Source organism: Neobacillus drentensis (genome assembly GCF_036962765.1).
Classification (GTDB): Bacteria; Bacillota; Bacilli; order Bacillales; family Cytobacillaceae; genus Neobacillus; species Neobacillus drentensis_C.
In genome coordinates, this window is sequence record NZ_JBALOS010000069.1 from 1 (window position 1) to 1,365 (window position 1,365).

At 39.6% G+C, this 1,365-nt stretch carries 1 protein-coding gene; it reads right to left on the minus strand.

Annotated elements, in window-relative coordinates; genetic code table 11:
* Positions 1-191: 191 nt before the first annotated feature.
* On the minus strand, positions 192-1,365 hold a 1,174-nt coding region (locus tag V7137_RS10390), incomplete at its 5' end, for a metallophosphoesterase family protein (RefSeq protein ID WP_335698016.1).

Here is a 1,365-nt window from a genome sequence, read left to right on the forward strand (position 1 = left end):
CATTTATTATTATTATTATGCAATCCATAGTGTACAGCGAGGTTCTGTGTAGGAGGTATTTTTTAATCGGCGATAAGTAAATAGGTAACGATATAAGAAAATGTAAAAACAGGTCAAAAGTTTGACCTGTTTTTTGCTAGAAATATGAATTTCGAGTATTAATGTCTTTAGTTTTTGAGATCAATATATTTCTAATTTTTTCCAGTGTCCTGTAGTGGCTCTGGGTCAATACTTTGATCATTCGCTGTTAAGTCAATTCCGTAATCCTTGGCAAAAACCATGTGGGTTTCACTAAGCGTGCCTTCTGTGTTTTCGTCTAAATTGAATACTCTGGCTCCTCGAAGTCTATTTCTATCAGATCCAGGTAAACCATAGGCACCAAACCCTGTGCTACTGGAGTAGCCAAGCAAAATTCCATAATAATTACCCATATAGTTATTGACGTGATCATGACCGCAAAATACGCCCTTTACATCGCCTCTCTCTAGCATGGCCGAAAACAAACCACTGTTGATTGGACCCGGACATTCCTCTTCATTTCTTTCACCTACAATATTGTGCTTTTTAACAGCAAGGGCATGGTTAGAATCAGATCTCTCATCTACGCTTGCATACCACATATATCGATGTTCCCAAAGAGGGATATGTATGAAAACGAGCGAAGGAACTTTATATCCCCATTGCTTCTCTATTCGCTTTGAGGTCTCATAATACCAGCTTACCTGATTAAAGCGCAGCCAATCCCACGTAGGGTATCCTTTAAAATCCTGACCAGCAATGGTTGGTGGGGCATACCTGCCACTGTCTAACAGCCAGAGATTGAATGCCGCTTTGTTACCTCTAGAGTTCTTAATGATAAGGTTCATGTTCCCAGTTCCAGTAACACCTTTTGCCCCTGGCCGATTCATATTATATTTATAGGACATGTAAATATTCAACATATCTTCTTCATTAAGCCCGCTTTTAGGGGTAGAATCTTCATCGTGGTTCCCGAATGTTACCGCCCACTTGATACCTCTTTTTTCCATCGGTTGTGCAACATTGTTAATGGCTTGTTTCATCTCCATTGGAGTATCACAACCACCAGAAATGTTATCGCCATTAAGCACGACAAAGTCAGGTTTCTCAGAGTCAAGCACTTTCTCCATTAGCTGGATGGTTCGCACATCAATACGCTCATCATCTTGTGTATCATTAAACTGAACGATTTTGAACTTTCCATCTGGTTTAAATTGGAGTGCAACATTATGATCCAATTTTTCTGCATGAACTGTGCTGCTAAAAAAATCTACTGGTATTCCAGCTGATGCAACAGTAAGGGCAAGTGCACCAATACCACCTTTTTTAATAAAGTCTCGTCTATCT